This window comes from Roseovarius litorisediminis (assembly GCF_900172295.1).
Taxonomy (GTDB): Bacteria; Pseudomonadota; Alphaproteobacteria; order Rhodobacterales; family Rhodobacteraceae; genus Roseovarius; species Roseovarius litorisediminis.
In genome coordinates this window covers 22,988-41,944 of sequence record NZ_FWFL01000002.1, presented here as the reverse complement: position 1 = coordinate 41,944, position 18,957 = coordinate 22,988, and the positions used below count along the sequence as shown (strand labels likewise).

Sequence of the window (18,957 nt, the reverse complement as noted above, 5' to 3'; positions counted from 1 at the left end):
ATTAACTCCAATCCATCACAACTTTGCCGGAATTTCCCGAAATCATCGCGGCGAATCCTTCCTCGAAATCATCGATTCCGATCCGATGGGTGATCAGCCCCGACACATCCAGCCCACTCTGTACCAGCGCGATCATCTTGTACCAGGTTTCAAACATCTCGCGGCCATAGATGCCTTTGATGTGCAGCATCCGGAAAATCACGGTGTTCCAGTCGACCGGAAATTCGGTGGGTGCGATCCCCAGCAGGGCAACTTTGCCACCGTTATTCATCCGGCTGATCATTTGCTGCATCGCTGGCGCCGCACCCGACATTTCCAGCCCCACATCGAAACCTTCGGTCATGCCGATCTTGGTCATGACATCACGTAGCTGCTCGCTACCTACATCCACGACATGCTGCACACCCATTTTTTTCGCCAGATCCAGACGGTAAGGGTTGATATCGGTGATCACCACCTTGCGCGCGCCGACCTTCTGCGCCACCAGCGCGCCCATAATCCCGATAGGCCCCGCGCCGGTAACCAGCACATCCTCGCCCACCAGATCGAAACTCAACGCGGTGTGCACCGCATTGCCGAACGGGTCGAAAATCGCGGCGATTTCATCGGGGATGTCTTCGGGGATCGGCACCACGTTATTCTCGGGAATACAGACATATTCGGCAAAAGACCCCGGTCGATTTACGCCCACTCCCTTGGTGTTGCGGCACAAATGCCCGCGCCCGGCGCGACAATTGCGGCAGGTGCCACACACGATATGCCCCTCACCCGATACCCGCTGGCCGATCTTGTATTTAACCGCTGCCGCACCGGTATCGACAATCTCGCCGACAAATTCGTGGCCAACCACCATTGGCACCGGCACGGTTTTGGCGCTGAACTCGTCCCATTTCCAGATATGCACGTCGGTGCCGCATATCGCCGACTTCCGGACCTTGATCAGCACATCATTCGGCCCCGGCTCGGGCACCGGAACGTACTCCATCCAAAGCCCCGGTTCTGGCCTGGCTTTGACCAATGCTTTCATCTGATTTTCCATCAGATCACCTCCAGTTCACGGCCGACAACCTCAAACGCGTCAATCGCCTTGTCCAGCATGTCACGGGACAATGCGGCGCTCATCTGTGTGCGGATACGGTCCTGATCTTTTGGCACCACCGGAAAGGAAAAAGCAGTCACAAAAACACCGTGATCGTTCAGTTTTGCCGCCATCTGTTGCGCCAGCTTCGGGTCGCGCAACATAACCGGAATGATCGCATGTTCACCGGGTAGCAACTCGAACCCCAGCTTGCCCATTCGATCGCGGAAATAAGCGGCATTTTCCCATAACTGCGCGCGCATTTCCTCGCCCTGCTCAAGGATGTCAAACACCTTGAGCGAGGCCGCCGCAATCACCGGTGCCAGCGTGTTGGAAAACAGATAGGGCCGTGATCGTTGCCGTAACCAGTCCACAACCGGCGCCGAGGCCGCGGTATATCCGCCCGACGCCCCGCCCAGCGCCTTGCCCAACGTGCCGGTCATGACATCCACGCGGTCAGAAACCCCAAACTTTTCAGCCGTGCCGCGCCCGGTTGGCCCGACAAACCCGGTTGAATGGCAATCATCCACCATCACCATGGCATCGTATTTGTCCGCCAATGCGCAAATCTCATCCAACCGCGCGTAATAACCATCCATCGAAAAAACGCCATCGGTGGCAATCATCCGATGACGGGCGCCTGCAGCTTCCTTCAAGCAACGCTCAAGATCGGCCATATCCGAATTGGCATACCGGAACCGCTGTGCCTTGCACAGGCGCACGCCGTCGATGATACTGGCATGGTTCAGCGCATCGGAAATAATCGCGTCTTCCGGGCCCAAAAGCGTCTCGAACAAACCGGCATTCGCGTCAAACGCGGCGGCGTACAGAATGCTGTCTTCTTTTCCCAGAAACCCGGCGATCCGCGCCTCCAGCGCTTTATGCTCTTCCTGCGTCCCACAGATAAATCGAACACTAGCCATGCCAAACCCGTATCGGTCCAGCGCTTTGTGCGCGGCCTCGATGATTTCGGGGTTATCGGCGAGGCCCAGATAATTGTTGGCGCAAAGGTTGATCACCTCGCGCCCACTCGCCAGCGATATCTCGCCCTTTTGCATCGAGGTAATAACCCGCTCGGTCTTGTACAGGCCCTCATCGCGCAGCTGATCCAGCCGCCCGGATATGTCTTCGTCAAATCGGTTTGATGCGCTCATGGTGATACTCCTCCAGACTCAATACCATGCCTCAGGAATTTCCGATTTGCGACGGGCAACATAATCTTTCAGCGCCTCATCGGTCGCCTGATCCAGTTTTGGTGGCTCATACCGCTCCAGCATCCCGGTCCACCGCGCATAGGCGCGTTGCCGCATGTCGTTCGATCCGCTCTCTTCCCAGCTCTCAACATTTTCGCTGTCACTCAGGGCAGGTTCATAAAACGCCGTCTGATAATTTCGCATCGTATGGCTGCAGCCCAGAAAATGCCCTGCCGGCTCGACCTCGTTGTAAGCGTCGCGCGCCATCGCCTCGTCGCTGGCATCCAGACCCGCCAGCACTTTCTGGTAACCGCCCAGTCGATCCGCATCCATGACCAGCTTTTCAAACCCTGTGCATAGCCCGCCTTCCAGCCATCCGGCGGCATGCAGCACAAAATTGGCCCCCGCCAGCACCGTGGAATGCATTGAATCCGCCGATTCATAGGCCGCCTGCGCATCCTCGACCTTGCTGGCCGTCAACGATCCGCCACAGCGCAGCGGCAGCCCCACGCGCCGCGCCATCTGGCCGATCGCATAGTTGCTGATCACAGGTTCCGGCATGCCAAATGTCGGCGCCCCTGATTTCAGGCTCATTGAACTCAGGAAGTTCCCCAGTATAAACGGTGCCCCCGGGCGCACCAGTTGGGCAAAGGCGCAGCACATCATTGCCTCGGCCATGGCCTGCGTGACACTGGCTGCGGTCGAAACCGGCCCCATGGCCCCTGACAGGATAAACGGAACCACGACAATGCCCTGATTTCGGCTGCAATAGACTCTGATTGCCTCGGTCACCACCCGATCCACCAACAGCGGTGAATTGGTGTTTACATTCCCCATAATCACGCAATTTTCTTCCATGAAATCACGGCCATGGAGAATTTCTGCCATGTCCACACTATCCTGCGCGCGGCTCATTTCGGTAATCGCGCCAAGGTGCGGTTTGTCGCTGCAGGCCATATGGGTATAAACCATGTCCAGATGCCGGTGGCTGACCGGCACGTCGCAAGGCTCGCATATCACCAACCCGGTATGGTGCAGATTGGGGTGCATATAGGCCAGCTTGACCAGCTTCTCGAAACTTTCCATGTCGCCATAACGCCGCCCCCCCGCCAGATCGCGCACAAACGGCGCGCCATAGATCGGGGCAAACACCTGATTGTGCCCGCCGATGCGCACATTCCTCTCGGGATTGCGCGCCACTTGAGTAAATTCTTGCGGCGCCTTGGCGCACAGGCTGCGAATCCAGTCCGCCGCCGCCCGCACCCGCGTACCCTGCACATCGGCTCCGGCATCCTTCCAGATCTGCAACGCTTCCGGGTCGTCACGAAATTCAAGGCCAATATCCTGAATGATCCAGTCAACCTGGCGTTCCAGCTTCACCACCGTTTCCTCGTCCATTATGTCGAAAAACGGCAATCGTCTCCGCACATAAGGCGATGCAATCACTGATGCTTCCGCCGCACCCATGTCCCGCCTGTTGCGTGCCCGTCTGGCCATGCCTGACCCTCCCCTGTTGCCAGATCAATCTATCTGGCTAAGTAATGCCTGTGATCCTTGAAAATTCTGTGGGTTTGGATAATTTCAGATTATGCAAGAACTCTGGAAACTAGTCTCCTCCCCCCGGCATCTGCTCGTGTTCGAGGCCGCAGCCCGCACTGGATCGTTCACCCGTGCCGCACAGGAACTGAACGTGCAGCAACCGGCCGTTTCCGCGTCAATCAAACAGCTGGAGGGTTCGTTGGGCACTCAGCTATTCGTGCGCGCCCATCGGTCGGTCACGCTCACCCACGCCGGAGAGCGGCTTTACAACGATACATCTGGCGCTTTTGATCGCATCCTGCAAAGTGCCCGATTGCTGACGACCCGCAGCGCCAATGACCACGTGACTTTGTCCGCCTCAACAGCCTTTGCCCATTACTGGATGGTGCCCCGGCTGGCGAAATTTCACACGGCCCATCCCGATATCGATCTGCGCCTGCAAACCTCAGAACGCGAACCGGATATAGATGCCGAAGCCATCAGCCTGGCGATCCGCCGGGGCACCGGAGACTGGTCTGGTTGCGAAAGCCACCTGATCGCGCCCGAGGTGATTGCCCCCATCGCCTCCCCTCGAGTGATGGCCGCGGCGATCAACCTGAAAACCGTAGCAAATCTACTGAATCAGTCTCTGATTCACCTGGAAGAGCCCGTTCGTGACCGCCCCTCCTGGGCCGATTACTTTGCCCACTGGCGCGTGCCTTATACCGAACCCAAAACCGGCCTGCGCCTGAATGATTACGCTCTCGTACTACAAGCCGCCATTGCAGGCGAAGGTTTTGCCTTTGGCTGGCAGCACGTCACCCAGGGCTTGATCGCGCAGGGTCTGTTGGCCGCCCGCCCCGAATGGGCATGGACAACCGGCGCCGCGTTTTATCTGGTCTGGTCCAACAGCCGCCCGCTCAGTCCTCAGGCAGAAAAGGTACGTGACTGGCTTGTGTCACTCTCGGCCCGAACTACACCGCAATCCGCGGCCTCCCCGACGCCTCTACCGTAATCTCGGCCTCCAGAAACACCTCGCGCGCCTCGGCCTGCGCCGCCCGGATATCGCGCACGGCGCTGACATGTATATCCTCGGCCCCGGCCAGCTCGGCTTCGCGCCGTGCTTCGATTTCCAAAGCGGCCTGCAAGGCCGATAGCGCCGCTTCGGCCTCGGAATAATCCTCGGGGCCGGTCTCCAGATGCACCCGGAAACGTCCCTCTGATGGCGAGGTGACCGTGCCACTCCGCCGGATCGTTACCCGCCCGACAACAGCGCCAATGGCATTCGCCACGCCGGCATGCTCCGGCAGGATCATCTGGCAGCTCAGCCTTTCGCCCACTGCCGGGTAATAGCTGCTGGCCGACGCCCCCAACCCGATCACCGGTACATTCAACCCGGTCTCAAGCCGCACCAATCCCCGATGATGGTCCAGCCCCCTTTGCATCAGAACATGCCGCGCCAACTGGGCTGGCGGCAAACCAAATCCTGCTTCTTCTTCAGCAAAAGCAGTCTCTAACAAGGCCAGACTGGTTTGATGTGTCAATTGGTCCACAATCATCTGCGCCATGCCCACCCGGTCGGGCATCAGACGATTACCCGATCCGGTCCGTTTGCGCCCCAACAATTCGATCGCCTTGCCGGCCGCTTCGGCGTCCCAGGCCTCAAGCCCACCCAGAACATGGCTTGCATCCGACGGTGTCACACCCGCAACCTGCACCAGGCCGCGCCGGACCAGCCTTTGCAGCGCCTGAATCTCGATCCGCGTCTTCAGCACCTTGCCAATCGGCTGAACGCTGTCACCAACCCGGTCCAACAGCACCGCATCGCGATCCGCCAGCCCTCCGGCGTCAATCCCGGGCACGGCCCGTACGAACCGCGCGTCATTTTCGCTGGGCGTGGTGCTCCGTAATTGTTCGTCCAGTGTGTCATGCACCATATCGGGTGCCTGTACCGCCATCAGGCTTATCGGGATCACCCGGCGCGGCCCCAGGGTGACACCACCAGCCAGACCTTCATCATTCACATGCACTTCGCTGTCACCGCCCAGCCCGGTCGTGCGCATTGCCACCGCCTCAACCATTGTGCGCCAGGGCCCCACCTGCGCGCCTGCCGGGTCAATTGCCGGTTTTCCACCACGCAGTACGGCCACGTCCGTGGTCGTACCGCCGATATCCGACACCAACGCATAATCCGCCCCGGTCATCCAGCGTGCGCCGACAATACTTGCTGCTGGTCCGCTCAGGATTGTCTCAATCGGCCGTTCGCGCGCCTGATCTGCTGAAATCAATGCACCATCGCCACGTACCACCATCAGCGGCGCGTCAATTCCCAGATCACGCAGCTTGCCTTCGGCCTTTTCGATCAGCCGGGCGATCATCCCAATAAGACGCGCATTCAGCAGCGCCGTAAGCGCCCGCTTGGGCCCGTTCAGCTTGGCCGACAGATGATGCGAGCACGATACCGGCCGCCCGGTCACATCACGGATCATCTCGGCCACCTCCAGCTCATGCGCCGGGTTGCGGGTTGCAAACTGTGCCGCTACGGCAAAAGCAGAGGCCCCAATACCAGTCTCTAACCATGCCAAAAGTGCGTCTTTATCCAAGGCATGTGCCTGTCCACCCGCATGGTTGTGCCCACCCGTGATTACCAGCGCCGGATCGCCGCCCAATGCCTCTGACAATCCATGAGACTGCAAATCATGCTCGCGAAAGCCGATGTAAACCAGTCCAACACGCCCGCCCTGGCCTTCGACCAAAGCGTTGGTCGCCAGTGTGGTCGAAAGCGAAGCCATCCCGATCTCGGCGACATCCGCGCCGCTTGTCCGCAAAACCGCCGCAATCGCCTCGCCAATGCCCACGGCCAGATCGTGTCGTGTGGTCAGCGCCTTGGCACTGGCAATCACATCCCGCTCATCGCGGATCAGCACCGCGTCGGTGTAGGTCCCGCCGGTATCCACGCCCAATAGCAACGCCATGCGCCCTGTCCTTCATCCTGTTCCGATATGGGTTTAGCGGGTTTGTCGGGCTATTCCAGCCCGTTTGCGTCACTTTCCAGTCGCCTGACCGCCCAGCGCGCTGCATCCGCAACCGCTGCATCCGGATCGTCACACAACGCTTGCGCCATAGGCTTCAATTCCGGGGTGGCTGAATTTCCAATCGCATAGAGCACATTGCGCACAAAACGGTCCCGCCCGATCCTCTTGATCGGCGAGCCGGAAAACATTTCGCGAAACCCCCCGTCGTCCAGCGTCGCCAACGCCGCCAGTTCCGGCGCCTTGAGATCTTCGCGCGCGTGATAGCGCAACTCGCGTGCCGCAACCGCAAACTTGTTCCATGGGCAGGCGGCCAGGCAATCATCACATCCGTAAATCCGGTTACCCATCAAGGGTCGCAGGCCTTCATCCACCGGTCCCTTATGCTCAATCGTCAGATATGAGATGCAGCGCCGTGCATCCAGCTGATAGGGTGCCGGAAACGCATCTGTGGGGCAGGCATCCAGACAGGCACGACACGATCCACAATGGTCGATTTCCGCAAGATCAGTCTCTATTTCAAGCGTGCTGAATACCGACCCTATAAAAAACCAGCTACCCAGATCGCGGCTTACAAGATTGGTATGTTTCCCCTGCCAGCCCAGCCCCGCCGCCTGTCCCAACGGCTTTTCCGGCACCGGGGCGGTGTCGACGAAGACCTTGACCTCGCCGCCCGCCTCGTCAATCAGCCACCGCGCCAGCCGTTTCAGCCGCTTTTTGACCAGATCGTGGTAATCCCTGTTCCGCGCATAAACCGAGATTGTTCCGACCTCGGGTTGCCCGATCGTTGCCCTCGGGTCCTCGCCAGGCGTGTAGCTTTCGCCCAGCACAATCACCGAACGCGCCTCGGGCCACAAGACCTCAGGCGCCCCGCGCCAATGGCTGCGCTCGGCCAGCCAGCCCATCTGCCCGTGATAGCCCCTGTCAAGAAACGCGGCCAATTGTTCGGGCACATGCCCCACATCCCAGGGACGACAGATCCGGCAGGCGTCAAACCCCTCTTCAAGGGCGCGCGCCACCAGCCTGTTTTTCAAATCATCCATATTTTTTCTTGGCATAAATACCTTGGGGGACATGTCGAAATCCCCGGATTTCGGCGTGGGGGGCAAAGCCCCCTGTTTCAGAAATCCAGATCGGCATAATGCGCCGGCGGCGGGAAGCCTGACACCTGATCAGCCAGAATTCTGCGAAAGGCCGGGCGCGACTTGATCTTGGCGTACCAGTCCTTGACCACCTCGCTTCGGTTCCAGTCGACATCGCTGATATAATCCAGCGAACTCAGATGGGCCGCAGCCGCAAAATCGGCCAGCGTCATCACATCACCCGCCAGCCAACGCCGGTGATCCAGCAACCAGGCCATGTAATCCAGATGGTATTTGATCGCCTTGGCGCCATCTTTGACGTTCCGGCTATCCGGAAATCCCTGGCCCATCACCTTTTTATTAACCCGCTCATACAAAAGCTTCGACGTCACTTCACTGTGAAACTTGTCGTCAAACCAGCTGACCAGCCGCCGCACCTCGTATCGCGCATCGGCAGACTTCGGCATAAGCGCGGGCTCTGGATACTTCTCTTCAAGATATTCACAAATCGCCGTGCTCTCGGACATTGTCTTGCCATCTATCTTCAGCACCGGCACCTTACCCGCGGGATTGCGCCGCAGAAAATCAGGGTCCTGCTCCCAATAGCGCTCTTCGGCCAGTTCGCATTCAATCTTCTTTTCCGCCAGACTCAGGCGCACCTTGCGGCAGAACGGAGAAAGCGGAACGTGATATAGCTTGGCCATCGTGTGCGTCAAACCTTGTTACGGGGTTACCCCTCAATGCCCCGATCCGGGGCATATTTCAATCCTCGAAACAGACAGATCGCCCGTCGCGGCGGATCGTGGCCGCCCCATCTAGGATCGACGCCGACCGTTTACGCAAAGCCGCTGTGGGTTTTGACGCCGAACGACCTTTCGGGTCGGGCAGCACGGCGGCCAGTCTAGCCGCCTGCACATCACTTAGTTGTGCGGCGCTTACCCCGAAATAATGCTGCGATGCGGCCTCAATCCCGAAAACGCCCTCATCAAACTCGGCCACATTCAGATAAACCTCAATGATCCGCTTTTTGGGCCACACGGCCTCGACCAAGGGGGTGATCATCGCCTCAAGGGCCTTACGCGCCCAGTTCCGCCCGTGCCACAGATAGACATTCTTGACCACCTGCTGGCTGATGGTCGAGGCGCCCCGCCCACCGCCCTCTTCGATGGCCGTGCGGATTGCCTCCATATCGAAACCCCAGTGACCGCAGAAATTTGCATCTTCCGCGGCCACAACCGACCGCGCCATCGCAGGTGCGACCTTGTCCAGTGGGACCCAAGAGTGACTGATCCCGCCCAAACGGCGCTTTTCCTGCCCCATGTAATACGTCGCCGGCGGCTCGACCGACCGGTGCGCGATGACGACACCCACGACGATGACCACGGCCAGCAGCGCACACCGCAACACCCATCGCCGCAGCCAGCGTATGGGCTGAAAGCGGGATGTGGTTTTGCTTGCGCGTTTTTTGGTGCGGGTTTTCGCCATCTTGCATCAGCTATAGCGCGCGCCGCGGATATGCAAAACCCAAGATCACACCCGGCGAGGTCAGGCTGTTTTCTTCTTGCCACACAAATCCCAAGGGGTCCGGGGCGCCCCCACAGGAAAGAATGCCAAAACAAAAAGGGCGCACCTGGCAGTGCGCCCTTTCCCCGTAGCTTAACGTAATCCGCTTATTCCGCCGGCACGGCCTTGTTTTCTATCCCCAATGGATAGGGCAGCTTGTCCAGCATCTCGATCGGGCAGACCTGCAGGAAATTGGCTTTTTCCACGTCCCAGTATTGTAGAATCTTCTGCGCCTTTCGGCTTCCGGTTTCGGCGGCGTGACGCTCGACCAGTTCCTCCATTTGCGACAGCCAATGTGGCTCTGTTACACTGCAGGTTACCAGTGTTTCACGATTTATCAGCTTATCCAACATCCCATCAGGGTCATAGAGATAGGCCATCCCGCCGGTCATGCCGGCACCAAAGTTGGCCCCGACAGATCCCAGGATCACCGCAACACCGCCGGTCATATATTCACACCCGTTGCTACCGCAGCCCTCGATCACCACCTTGGCGCCACTGTTGCGCACGGCAAAACGTTCACCCGCGCGTCCCGAGGCGAAAAGATAACCATCGGTCGCCCCATAAAGCACAGTATTGCCGATGATCGTGTTTTCCGAGGCTTCCAGCGGGCTCGACATCGACGGGCGCACCACAATCGTGCCGCCCGACAGGCCCTTGCCAACATAATCATTGGCATCCCCCGACACTTCGATCTTCAGGCCCGGCGCCGCAAAGGCGCCAAGCGACTGACCGGCACTGCCGGACAGTTTCACCGTCAGGTGGTTGGGTTGCAGTGTGTTACGCATACCAAAGTTGCGCACGATATGGCTGGACAGGCGCGTGCCAACAGTACGATCGGTGTTCTGCACTGCATAATGAAGCTGCATTTTCTCGCCGTCATTCAGGAACCGCTGTGCATCGCGCACAATCTCAGAGTCCAGCGTATCAGGCACCTCGTTGCGCGGGCGGTTGCGGTCATAGACGATGTCCTTGGCCCCATCCACGGTGATCAGCATCGGATTCAGATCCAGATCGTCCAGATGCGCCGACCCGCGGCTTACCTGCGTCAGCAGATCGGCCCGGCCAATCACGTCATCCAAAGACCGCGCACCGATACCGGCCAGAATTTCCCGCACTTCCTGCGCGTAGAACGTGATCAGGTTCACCACCTTGTCGGCATTGCCGGTGAACTTGGCGCGTAGCGCCTCGTCCTGCGTGCACACGCCCACCGGGCAGGTGTTACTTTGACACTGACGTACCATGATACAGCCCATGGCAATCAGCGCTGCCGTGCCAATTCCGAATTCCTCGGCCCCCATCATGGCCGCCATGACAATATCGCGCCCGGTGCGCAATCCGCCGTCGGTACGCAGGGTGATACGGTCGCGCAGATTGTTCATCGACAAAACCTGATGCGCCTCGGTCAGGCCCATTTCCCAAGGCAGTCCGGCATATTTGATCGACGTGGCCGGGCTGGCCCCGGTGCCACCATTATGCCCCGAAATCAGGATCACATCGGCCTTGGCCTTGGCCACACCGGCAGCAATTGTGCCGACGCCCGATTGCGATACCAGTTTGACTGTCACCTTGGCATTCGGGTTGATCTGTTTCAGATCGTAAATAAGCTGCGCCAGATCCTCGATACTATAGATATCGTGATGCGGCGGCGGTGAAATCAGGGTCACTCCCTTGGTTGAGTGCCGCAGCCGGGCAATCAGATCAGTGACCTTCATACCGGGCAGTTGCCCCCCCTCGCCGGGTTTGGCACCCTGTGCCACCTTGATCTCCAGTTCTTCACACTGGTTCAGGTATTCGGCGGTCACGCCAAACCGGCCACTGGCGACCTGCTTGATCTTGGCCGACGGGTTATCCCCATTGGGTTCTGGCGTGAAATGCGCCGGATCTTCGCCGCCCTCGCCGCTGTCAGATCGCGCACCAATCCTGTTCATCGCAACATTCAGCGTCTTGTGCGCCTCGGGGCTGAGCGCACCCAGGGACATGCCAGGCGTAACAAAGCGTTTGCGGATCGCGGTCACGCTTTCCACCTCTTCGATCGGCACGGCCTGGCCCATTGGTTTGATCGCCATAAGATCACGCAGATGAATCGGCGGGTTGGCCTGCATCGCGGTCGAATACCGTTTCCACAACTCAAAACTGGCGGTGTTACAGGCCATCTGCATCATATGCATGGTCTGCGCCCCCCAGGCATGAGTCTCGCCCGATTTGCGCGCCTTGTAGAAGCCACCAATCGGTAAAATATCCTGCCCGTTGTCAAAGGCCCTGGCATGCACCTCTTCCAGTTTGGTCTGAATACCGCTTACCCCAATACCACTGATCCGGCTCATCAGGCCGGGGAAATATTCGGCGCACATTGCACGGCTCAGGCCCACAGCCTCGAAATTCAGACCACCGCGATAAGACGACACAACGCTGATACCCATCTTTGACATGATCTTCAAAAGGCCCTGATCAATTGCGTTGCGATAGCGCGCAACCGCTTTGGTCAGATCGCAGTCCAACAGCCCCCGATCAATCCGGTCCGCCAGTGAATCCTCGGCCAGATAGGCATTGACCACCGTCGCGCCCGCGCCAATCAGCACGGCAAAATAATGCGGGTCAATACACTCGGCCGAGCGAACGTTGAGCGAACAGAAGGTCCGCAACCCCTTGCGCGTCAGATGGCTGTGCACGGCCGAGGTGGCCAGGATCATCGGCATCCCGATCTTGCTCTCACCCAGATACTGATCTGTCAGCACCAGGTGCCCCGCGCCAGAACGCACCGCATCCTCGGCCTCGGCCCGGATGCGCGCCAGACCTTTTTGCAACGCACCTCGGCCGGACTCGAAGGTACAGTCAATCTCGGTCACGTCAGCATTGAACTGTCGCATCAGCTCATTCCACTGGGCGTTGCCGACAAACGGGCTTTCCAGCACCAGAATCTCGGTCTGCGCGCTGCTTTCATCCAGAACGTTCTTGAGGTTGCCAAACCGCGTCTTCAGGCTCATCACCCTGTATTCCCGCAAACTGTCAATCGGCGGGTTTGTCACCTGACTGAAGTTCTGGCGGAAATAGTGACTAAGCGGGCGATATTTGGTCGACAGCACCGCACTGGGCGTATCATCCCCCATGCTGGCAATCGCTTCTTTACCGTCCTCGGCCATCGGCGCCAGAATCTGCTCAAGCTCTTCAATTGTGTAACCGGCGGCAATCTGTCGGCGGCGCAGTTCGGCACCGGTGTGTATCGGCGCTTCGCTGACCACGGCCAGCTTTTCGTCCAGGTCGTTGATCTTGCCAACCCAGTCGCCAAAGGGCAGCGCTCGCGCCATTTTGTCCTTGATCTCAGTGTCGTGATACAACACGCCCTTTTCCATATCGACGGCCAGCATCTGACCGGGGCCCAGGGCGCCCTTTTCCTTTACGGTTGCCTCATCAATCGGCACCATTCCGGCCTCGGATCCGGCAATAACCAGCCCGTCACCCGTTACCACATACCGCATCGGACGCAGACCATTCCGGTCAAGACCCGCGCATACCCAGCGGCCATCGGTCATTGCCAAAGCCGCCGGGCCATCCCAGGGTTCCATGACCGAGTTGCAATAGGAATACATATCGCGCCAGGACTGCGGCAGATCTTCGGCCTGTTTCGACCAGCTTTCCGGCACCAGCATCGTCTTGGCCATCGGCGCCGAGCGCCCGGCGCGTACCAGCACCTCGAACACGGCGTCCAGCGCCGCACTGTCACTGGATCCGCCGGCGATGATGGGCTTGATATCCTCTGCCATATCGCCAAACGCACTGCTGGCCATCCGGATCTCGTGGCTTTTCAGCCAGTTCAGATTGCCCTTCAGCGTGTTGATCTCGCCATTATGGGCCAGCATGCGGAACGGCTGGGCCAGCCACCACTGCGGAAAGGTGTTGGTCGAATAGCGCTGGTGGTAGATTGCAAAGGCAGATTTGAACCGCTCATCCATCAGATCGGGGTAGAACACTGCCACCTGCTCGGCCAGCATCATGCCTTTGTAAATGATCGACCGGCACGACAGCGACGCGACATAAAGCCCGTTAATCCCCGCTGCAGTTACTGCTTTTTCAATCCGGCGGCGAATTACATAAAGCTCACGCTCGAATGTTTCTTCATCAATGTTCTTCGCGTTCGAGATCAGGATTTGCTCAATCTCGGGCCGTGTCGCATTGGCCTTTTCCCCCAGACAGGTCACATCTACCGGCACATGCCGCCAGCCGTAAATCGTGTGGCCCATGCGCAGCACTTCGGTTTCCACGATGGTCCGGCAGGTTTCCTGAGCGCCAAAATCCGTACGCGGCAAAAACACCTGACCCACAGCCACCAACTGGTCTTCGCGTGGCTCATGCCCGGTACGACGAATCTGGTCATAAAAAAACGGCACCGGAATCTGCACATGGATGCCCGCGCCATCGCCGGTTTTGCCATCCGCATCCACCGCTCCGCGGTGCCAGATCGCCTTGAGCGCATCAATCCCGGCCTGCACCACCTTGCGGCTTGCCTTGCCATTGATCGACACCACCAGTCCCACACCACACGATGAATGCTCTTCTTCTTCCGCATACATCCCGTTTTCAGCCAGCCACTTGCGCTTTGCTTCCTCGGCAATGGCCCATTTTTGGTCAAATTTTGTCATCTCAATAAGCCCTCTCATTCTGCCGTTCGTATTCATCTCTCAGAGAACCACCTGCGCGGCGCGCAACTCTTTGAAACATTTCAGTGTCATTATTGATGACCGCAGCTACCAGCCGTTTAAGGCGCCCGCCTTTGCGCAGGGTATCCATCTTATGTCCAACATTCCCCAGGATGAAGTGGGTCACTTTTTTACCCTTTGGAAACCTTTTCCAATGATAACGCTCTTCCTCAGATTCCCCGTGCACAATAAAAAAGTCGGTGTGCTTTTCCGGCAGCCCTTCAATACTACGAAACGGCCATTGTCGGATTTTGCCCCGATATTCCATCCATCGGACTTCCTGCGGCACAAGTGTCGGATCAGGGGAAAATTGCGGCGCAAAGGCAAGAGCTGCCCGGATCGGATAGAGTCTGGAAAACTGAAGCGCACTATATCCGCCCATACTGGTCCCAACAGCGGTGACATCCTCGATACCATGTGCGTTCACATAAGATGTGACGCCTTCGGTGACGCGTTCGGCAATCCCGTCTCCATTGAACCATGAACAGCCGCGATCAGTAGCGCAGATCATATGATTTTCACCGCCCATGCGGGCAATTTTGACAAATTCTTTCCTCGGCCAAGTTCCAGGCTTTAACGCCAGGCTTGTGAAGCTGACAACCAACCGACGCGAAGTGCCGGCAAGCGCCTCAATCCGCAAATCGCCCTTCTCGTATATAGTTTCAAAAACCTCTTGCTGTTTGGATGTCTCTGTTTGCATCAGTTCACACCGCTTTGAACCCGCTCATGTGCGGTCTCCAGTCTTGCGTCGCAGACAGCACGATTGGATCGGTCACGGTGGCCCACACGGGGGCGGCACCGCACAGGCAATGGCCGTAGATCTCTCTTGCCTTGTCCATCTTCATCCGTCCCTCTGCGTGGGTCAGCAACTCTGCCCTGAGTTTCAAATTCCAGCGGCCTTTTTGGGCCAAAACGTACCAAACGTACGCTCCTTTTCCAAAACCCTCAAATCGCGTACGAAATCCACGTACGTTTCGTACGTTTCGTACGTTCTTCTACTCCGCCGCCACCGATTGCGCGGCGTTCAGATCATCCAGCACCGCCGCCGCACAATCGCGCCCGTCGCGAATGGCCCAAACCACCAATGACGCGCCCCGCACGATGTCACCCACGGCAAAAACCCCGTCCATCGCGGTGCGCCCTGTGGTGAATTCGGCCTTGATTGTGCCCCAACGTGTTACTTCCAATTCCTTTTGATCCCAAAGGGTTGGCAGGTCTTCTGGTTCAAACCCCAGCGCCTTGATCACCAGATCGGCAGGCTCGTCAGTGATGGCCCCTTCGATCTCTTCGGGGCTTTGCCGCCCGCTGGCATCCGGTGCCCCAAGGCGCATCTGCTGCACCTTGACTGTGGTCACCGGGTCACCTGCAAACCCTTTCGGAGCACTAAGCCACTGAAAGATAACGCCTTCTTCTTCGGCATTCTGCACTTCCCGCTGGCTGCCGGGCATATTTTCCCGATCCCGTCGGTACAGGCACTTGACGGATTTTGCCCCTTGGCGGATCGCCGTGCGCACACAATCCATTGCGGTGTCACCACCGCCGACCACTACAACCTGTTTGCCCTCGGCGTTCAACGCGCCACTGTCAAATTCGGCGACCTTGTCACCAAACCCGATCCGGTTACCGGTCGTCAGATAATCAATTGCCCGAACGATGCCCTTAGCACCCGCCCCCGGCCCCTGCAGGTCACGCGATTTATAAACCCCTGTCGCAATCACGACTGCGTTGTGTTTATTGCGAATTTCTTCAAAAGTAATGTCGCTGCCCACGTCGCAGTTCATTACGAATTCAACACCGCCTTGCTCCAGCTGCTCAACCCGGCGCAGCACCACATCTTTTTCCAGCTTGAAGCCCGGAATGCCATAGGTCAGCAGCCCGCCACCGCGGTCATACCGGTCATAAACAGTAACCTGCACGCCCGCACGCCGCAGCACATCAGCCGCCGCCAGACCACCCGGGCCTGCGCCGATTATACCAACAGATTCAATGCGTTCTTTCTTGGGCGCAATCGTTTCGACCCATCCGTTTTCCCAGGCCGTATCGGTAATATACTTCTCGACCGAGCCGATCGTGACCGTTCCATGCCCCGATTGTTCGATCACGCAATTGCCTTCGCAAAGCCGGTCCTGCGGGCAAATCCGGCCGCATATCTCGGGGAATGTGTTGGTCGCCTGACTTAATTCATAGGCTTCCCGCAGGCGCCCTTCAGCTGTCAATCGCAGCCAGTCGGGGATGTTGTTGTGCAGCGGGCAATGGCTCTGACAATAGGGCACGCCACACTGGCTGCAGCGGCTGGCCTGCTCCTTGGCCTTGGCATCCGCATACTCGGCGTAAATTTCGTGGAAATCCTTGTTACGCTCCTCCGCCGCACGCTTTTGAGGCATGTCGCGTTCCACGGTCACGAATTTCAGCATCGGTTGCTTCGCCACGGTCCTGTCTCCAGCTTATCTGTGCCAAGACTGTCTAACTCAAGAATAAAACAAATTAAAGTCATAAACTGTGACCTAATGTTAACGATTTTACCATACTGCCTCCCGCACCGTAACGATTTACCGTGATTTTAAAACCGAAACGGACCTAAATGATATCTTCCCTATATTTCCCAATGGTTTATAGCTTGGGGAAAATTCCGAGCAGGATTTGGCCCATGCCCCTTTACCATCTGTTTATTGTTGCGTTCCTTCAGGGCCTGACTGAATTTTTACCGGTTTCCTCTTCAGGACATCTGATTCTCCTGCCCGCGCTTACCGGCCTGCAGGATCAGGGACAGGGCATTGATGTTGCCGTACATGTGGGAACCCTGCTTGCTGTCATTTTGTACTTCTGGTCAGATACTCGCCTGGCATTCGCCGGTCTGCTTCGGCTGATGATCGGCCGCATTGATACGCCTGGCGCAAAGCTTGCATTGCTGCTGCTGATCGCTTCGATCCCTGTTGTTGCCTTTGGCCTTATCCTGAAATTGACCGGCCTTGACGAATCCATGCGGTCGATCACCGTGATTGGTTGGGCGATGCTTGTCTTTGGTGTCGTACTATACTGGTCCGATCAGTCCGGGGAATGCGAGAAAACCGAAAAAGAATGGTCGTTGCAGGACGCGATGGTCATCGGTGTCTGGCAGGCTATTGCCCTGATCCCCGGCACGTCACGCTCTGGCATCACGATCACCGGCGCCCGCTTTTTGGGATATGCCCGCCATGATGCCGCCAAACTGTCCATGCTGATGTCGATCCCGACCATTATAGCCAGCGGTGCTTTTCTGGCAGCTGAGATGGCAGCCACGGCAAACATGGCGCTCATTCATGACAGCGCCATCGCTGCGGTCTTTTCGTTCTTTGCGGCTCTGGCGGCGCTCAGCCTGATGATGCGCCTTCTGCGCAGTGTCAGCTTCACACCTTACGTGATCTACCGCATCCTTCTGGGCGTGGTCCTTTTGGCGATCGCGTATAGTTAGTTGGGGCGAAGGTTGCCCGCTGATTCCTTGATCGCCTCATATTGTCCGGCAGGACGGAAGCGCCAAAGGTAATCCGGCAGCACCGCATCGGCAGATACCGGCGTAATCCCAAGATCAGCAAAGCCAAGCGCACCTTCGGACACTATATTGTCGACGCGCAAGCTTTTCACTTGATCACGTGTCAGCATCGCGGGAACAAGCCCAAGCGATACCGTTTGCACCAGCTCCATCACACCGGCCATAATATTCGCGATCCAGAACGGAATATTCACAACCAGGCGACGGCGACGGATGACACCCAGCATCTGCTGCATCAGCTCCCGGAAGCTATGTACTTCTGGTCCGCCCAATTCATAAATTCCGGCGTCCGCCTGACCTTCGACACCTTTTACGGCTGCCGCTGCAACATCATCGACGTAAACCGTCTGAAAAAGAGTATCCGCCCCGACAACTGGCAGGATCGGCCCAAACCGGGTCATACCGGCGAAACGATTGAAGAATTCATCTTCGGGGCCAAATATCACCGACGGCCGCAGAATCACCGCGCCCGGAAAGTGGGCCAGAATACCCTTTTCACCCAACGCCTTTGTACGGCTGTAGATGCTGTCCGATTCGGTGTCTGCACCGATTGCGGAAATATGAACCAGGCGCTTTACACCTTCTTCGGCTGCAAGGCGGGCAATCCGCTCGGCGCCATCGTGTTGCACAGCGTCGAAATTATTGCGGCCCTTTCGGTCAAATGTTCCAACACAGTTAACAACCGCGTCAGCACCCTGCATTGCTGCCCGAACACTGTCATCATCGCGAATATTGCAAAAAATCGGCTCGACCTGGCCAACCGCCCCATAGGGCTTGACATGCATCGCCTCATTCGGGCGCCGTACGGCAACGCGAATGCGCCAGCCCTGTTTGGCAAGGCGTCGTGCGATATAGCGACCAACAAATCCTGATCCGCCGTAGATGGTGACGAGCTTTGACATGTGGTGGCCTCCGGGCTTTGCGAACTCGACTTATTTCCTACCCGCCCGCAAAGGATTGAACAAGTTGATTTCACGAATACCAAGATTCCTGAAAATCAACATTGACACCAGCAAGGGCCGGAGCTAAACGCCTGCTTCACGACACCTGCCCAGGTGGCGGAATGGTAGACGCGCTAGCTTCAGGTGCTAGTACTCGCAAGGGTGTGGAGGTTCGAGTCCTCTCCTGGGCACCAATTTTCCTGAACATAAAAGCTCATAAGTGTCCAAAATTATGGACCTTTCGACCTTTTTGATGCTACCCTCTTAACCATAGTTGAACACTCGATACCCCCAGAAAACACGTCGGGTGGGGGTATCGCTGGG

At 57.8% G+C, this 18,957-nt stretch carries 14 protein-coding genes and 1 tRNA gene; 3 read left to right on the top strand and 12 right to left on the bottom strand.

Features of this window, described 5'->3' with window-relative positions; all coding sequences use genetic code 11:
* Position 1: 1 nt before the first annotated feature.
* From tdh to PEL8287_RS03600, 3 genes are read right to left on the bottom strand one after another with little or no spacing between them, the layout of a single operon-like run.
* On the bottom strand, positions 2-1,027 hold the full coding sequence (tdh, locus tag PEL8287_RS03610) for an L-threonine 3-dehydrogenase (protein WP_217807667.1): 1,026 nt from the start codon (positions 1,025-1,027) through the stop codon (positions 2-4).
* An 11-nt stretch (positions 1,028-1,038) separates the two neighbouring features.
* Positions 1,039-2,232, bottom strand: a complete 1,194-nt coding sequence (locus PEL8287_RS03605) for a glycine C-acetyltransferase (RefSeq protein WP_085891017.1) — start codon at positions 2,230-2,232, stop codon at positions 1,039-1,041.
* A gap of 18 nt (positions 2,233-2,250) precedes the next feature.
* A complete protein-coding gene (locus tag PEL8287_RS03600) occupies positions 2,251-3,768 on the bottom strand; it encodes a trimethylamine methyltransferase family protein (protein WP_085891016.1) in 1,518 nt (505 codons plus the stop codon).
* A gap of 91 nt (positions 3,769-3,859) precedes the next feature.
* On the opposite strand from PEL8287_RS03600, the gene PEL8287_RS03595 reads away from it, so the two are divergent.
* Positions 3,860-4,804 carry a LysR substrate-binding domain-containing protein gene (locus tag PEL8287_RS03595; RefSeq protein ID WP_085891015.1) on the top strand — a complete coding sequence of 315 codons (945 nt, stop codon included), beginning with the start codon at positions 3,860-3,862 and terminating at the stop codon, positions 4,802-4,804.
* Here the strand turns inward: PEL8287_RS03595 and PEL8287_RS03590 are convergent.
* From PEL8287_RS03590 to PEL8287_RS03555, 8 genes are all read right to left on the bottom strand, one after another.
* Positions 4,764-6,764, bottom strand: a complete 2,001-nt coding sequence (locus PEL8287_RS03590) for a hydantoinase/oxoprolinase N-terminal domain-containing protein (protein ID WP_085891014.1) — start codon at positions 6,762-6,764, stop codon at positions 4,764-4,766. The two genes, PEL8287_RS03595 and PEL8287_RS03590, sit on opposite strands and share 41 nt — an antisense overlap.
* 50 nt (positions 6,765-6,814) lie before the next feature.
* The gene (queG, locus tag PEL8287_RS03585; protein WP_085891013.1) at positions 6,815-7,864 is read right to left on the bottom strand and encodes a tRNA epoxyqueuosine(34) reductase QueG; all 1,050 of its coding nucleotides are present in this window, start codon (positions 7,862-7,864) and stop codon (positions 6,815-6,817) included.
* A 77-nt stretch (positions 7,865-7,941) separates the two neighbouring features.
* Positions 7,942-8,607 carry an FtsZ-binding protein FzlA gene (gene fzlA / locus PEL8287_RS03580; RefSeq protein WP_085891012.1) on the bottom strand — a complete coding sequence of 222 codons (666 nt, stop codon included), beginning with the start codon at positions 8,605-8,607 and terminating at the stop codon, positions 7,942-7,944.
* 58 nt (positions 8,608-8,665) lie between these two features.
* A complete protein-coding gene (gene mtgA, locus PEL8287_RS03575) occupies positions 8,666-9,388 on the bottom strand; it encodes a monofunctional biosynthetic peptidoglycan transglycosylase (protein WP_085891011.1) in 723 nt (240 codons plus the stop codon).
* Positions 9,389-9,573: 185 nt separating this feature from the next.
* A complete protein-coding gene (gltB, locus tag PEL8287_RS03570; protein WP_085891010.1) occupies positions 9,574-14,106 on the bottom strand; it encodes a glutamate synthase large subunit in 4,533 nt (1,510 codons plus the stop codon).
* Between the two features lies 1 nt (position 14,107).
* On the bottom strand, positions 14,108-14,863 hold the full coding sequence (locus tag PEL8287_RS03565; protein WP_085891009.1) for an alpha/beta hydrolase family protein: 756 nt from the start codon (positions 14,861-14,863) through the stop codon (positions 14,108-14,110).
* Positions 14,864-14,867: 4 nt separating this feature from the next.
* The gene (locus PEL8287_RS03560; protein WP_139837694.1) at positions 14,868-15,050 is read right to left on the bottom strand and encodes a hypothetical protein; all 183 of its coding nucleotides are present in this window, start codon (positions 15,048-15,050) and stop codon (positions 14,868-14,870) included.
* Between the two features lie 108 nt (positions 15,051-15,158).
* Positions 15,159-16,592: an NAD(P)-dependent oxidoreductase gene (locus PEL8287_RS03555; protein WP_235862172.1), complete on the bottom strand. Its 1,434-nt coding sequence runs from the start codon at positions 16,590-16,592 to the stop codon at positions 15,159-15,161.
* 218 nt (positions 16,593-16,810) lie between these two features.
* Between PEL8287_RS03555 and PEL8287_RS03550 the strand changes: the two genes are divergently transcribed.
* Positions 16,811-17,614 carry an undecaprenyl-diphosphate phosphatase gene (locus PEL8287_RS03550; RefSeq protein WP_085891006.1) on the top strand — a complete coding sequence of 268 codons (804 nt, stop codon included), beginning with the start codon at positions 16,811-16,813 and terminating at the stop codon, positions 17,612-17,614.
* Here PEL8287_RS03550 and PEL8287_RS03545 read toward each other — a convergent pair.
* A complete protein-coding gene (locus PEL8287_RS03545; RefSeq protein WP_085891005.1) occupies positions 17,611-18,594 on the bottom strand; it encodes a complex I NDUFA9 subunit family protein in 984 nt (327 codons plus the stop codon). The two genes, PEL8287_RS03550 and PEL8287_RS03545, sit on opposite strands and share 4 nt — an antisense overlap.
* Before the next feature lie 147 nt (positions 18,595-18,741).
* Here PEL8287_RS03545 and PEL8287_RS03540 point away from each other — a divergent pair.
* Positions 18,742-18,827, top strand: a tRNA-Leu gene (locus tag PEL8287_RS03540).
* The last annotated feature ends 130 nt before the right edge of the window (positions 18,828-18,957 follow it).